This is a genomic window from Pseudomonas sp. PB101 (assembly GCF_009764265.1).
GTDB lineage: Bacteria > Pseudomonadota > Gammaproteobacteria > Pseudomonadales > Pseudomonadaceae > Aquipseudomonas.
Genome location: NZ_RWIR01000061.1, coordinates 1 through 2,250, shown reverse-complemented (window position 1 = coordinate 2,250; position 2,250 = coordinate 1). Strand labels below are relative to the sequence as shown.

Annotated in this window: 2 protein-coding genes and 1 pseudogene; all 3 read left to right on the top strand. The window is 51.4% G+C overall.

Annotation, left to right across the window (positions count from 1 at the left end; translation table 11 throughout):
- Nucleotides 1-1,117 (top strand): RHS repeat domain-containing protein (locus EI969_RS19180; RefSeq protein WP_178120735.1); only part of this gene is annotated, 1,117 nt, incomplete at its 5' end.
- A 19-nt stretch (nucleotides 1,118-1,136) separates the two neighbouring features.
- Nucleotides 1,137-1,676, top strand: coding sequence for a DUF4303 domain-containing protein (locus tag EI969_RS19175; RefSeq protein WP_110663046.1), 540 nt, complete (start codon nucleotides 1,137-1,139; stop codon nucleotides 1,674-1,676).
- A 75-nt stretch (nucleotides 1,677-1,751) separates the two neighbouring features.
- Nucleotides 1,752-2,250, top strand: a pseudogene (locus tag EI969_RS19170) (type IV secretion protein Rhs); the annotation flags it as partial.

The following is a 2,250-nucleotide window of genomic DNA, read 5'->3' as shown; positions in this document are numbered from 1 at the left end:
AGAATTCCGCTACGACGCCGCGGCGAACCGGCTGAACTTCAACACCAGCCAGTTTGACCACGTCAAAGACAACCGCCTCAAGCGCTGGCGGGATCAGGAATATGCCTACGATGCGTGGGGCAACCTGGTTGAAAAACGCAGCGGCATGGGCACGCTGCAGACGTTTGTTTATGACTGTGAGAATCGGCTCGTGCGGGCCGAGACTCTGGTCAACGGCAAGCTGGAAAGTATCGGTTCGTATCGGTATGACAGTTTGGGGCGACGGGTTGCCAAGGTTTCAGAGGTCAACGGTAAGATCGAGCAGAAGCACTTTTTGTGGCAAGGCTTGCGGATGCTGCGTGAGGAGCGACCGGGGCAGAGTAGTTTGTACCTGTATGAACCGGGGGGTTATGCGCCGTTGGCGCGGGTGGATCAGGCAGAGGGTGAAGAGCGGAAGCTTTATTACTTTCATACTGACCAGATTGGTACGCCGTTGGAGATGACGGATGCGGACGGGAGCATTGTCTGGCAGGCGACGTACAAGGCGTGGGGTTCGGTTGAGAGACTGGACGTAAACGAAGTCGAACAGAATCTGCGGTTTCAGGGGCAGTATTTTGACGATGAGATGGGGCTGCACTACAACACGTTTCGGTATTACGATCCGGAGGTGGGGCGGTTTGTAACGCAGGATCCGATTGGGTTGTTGGGTAGTTTCAATCTTTATGAGTATGTAAAAAACCCGGTTTTGTGGTCCGATCCGTGGGGGCTATGTGCAGATAAGGATTGGGGAGCTTATTACGCAAGTAAGACTGGGACACGTCCTCCGAGCTCCATGGTCAAGCCGCATGCGCACCATATTGTTTTTAAGGGATCGTTCGCGAGATCCCCTGGAATGCAGAAGGCGCTAGAACGCAGTCGTGCTGTGCTAGATAAATACAAAATTGATGCGGTAAATGATCCTGCTGCCATGATGTGGGCTGAAAACCAAGGGCATACCATTGCGAATGCGCGGTTGGTTGCGAGTAAACTCGAAGCAGCAGATACCGCTGTTATGGCTAGAGACTTACCGTTTAAAGATGCAGTATCTGTGATGAAGTCTGAGCTTCAAAAAATTGGTGCTGAAATATTTGGAAGCTAACAAGGGTAGGAGGTTTGTTATGGATTGGGTTGATCTGGAAGCGCGTATATATAATGCCACAAAGTCTGCTTTTTCGAGCCTGAAAAATGCTCATCCTAATGAAGAGTTTTACGTGTGTGCGCTATATACCGATAGCGGTGCTATGACCATATGTCCCTCTGCTAACTCTTTTCGGGGGTTGGAAGAGAAAATAAGTCAAGAGGATGAGGAGGACAGAAGTCCTGAGGTTATTCAGTATTATAAATGGGCATCTTCTGAGTGGGCGTATGAAGCTTGGCGAAGTGAAGAATTTAAAGGGGTATGCAAGTCTCTAAGGGAGTCTGCGGAAAGGAGCGATTTTGAGAGTTTTCAATCGCAGGTTTTTTTAGCTATGACAAACGCTCTTCTGTTGCTGAAAAATGAGGATTTTTTTCAAGATTTTAATACTCATCAATCTCCTGTTTTGTTTGTAACTATCACAGATGATGATCGTGCGGAGGAACTTGAAAATAAGTCCGCAAGAGTTCTTAATAGTGAGAAAGTGTTTGATGAGTTTATGAGTCGTTACAGTGGTGTATAGTGGTTGAGCTCTTTAATATTTAACTTTCAGAGTGGCTGCGGAATTTCTTCGGCCACTGATTTACGATTTGGTTGAAGTAACCTTTACTACGGCAGCGGCCACCTGCACCAACTCAACCTCGACGGCCAGCTGATCAGCGACATCGAGCGCGACGACCTGCACCGCGAAGTCCTGCGCACCCAGGGCACGCTCACCAGCTGCTTCGGCTACGACGCCATGGGCCGCAAGAGCTGGCAGTTCGCCTCGCGCCTGCCGGCGGAAAAACTCTCGAGAATCCACAACCCCGGCATCCAGCCCGACCTGCTGGTCGAGCACGCCTACAACCCGATCCATCGCCGCCACCAGTACGACCCGGCCGGCGAGTTGACCCGCACCCTCGACAAACTGCGCGGCGAGATCAAGTACGAATACGAAGCCAACGGCCAACTGCACAGTCGCGACACCGGCCAGTTGATCGACAGCGAAGAATTCCGCTACGACGCCGCGGCGAACCGGCTGAACTTCAACACCAGCCAGTTTGACCACGTCAAAGACAACCGCCTCAAGCGCTGGCGGGATCAGGAATATGCCTACG

Coding starts and splice junctions, on each gene's coding strand:
- EI969_RS19175 (WP_110663046.1), top strand. CDS start 1,137: ATGGATTGGGTTGATCTGGAAGCGCGTATATATAATGCCACAAAGTCT.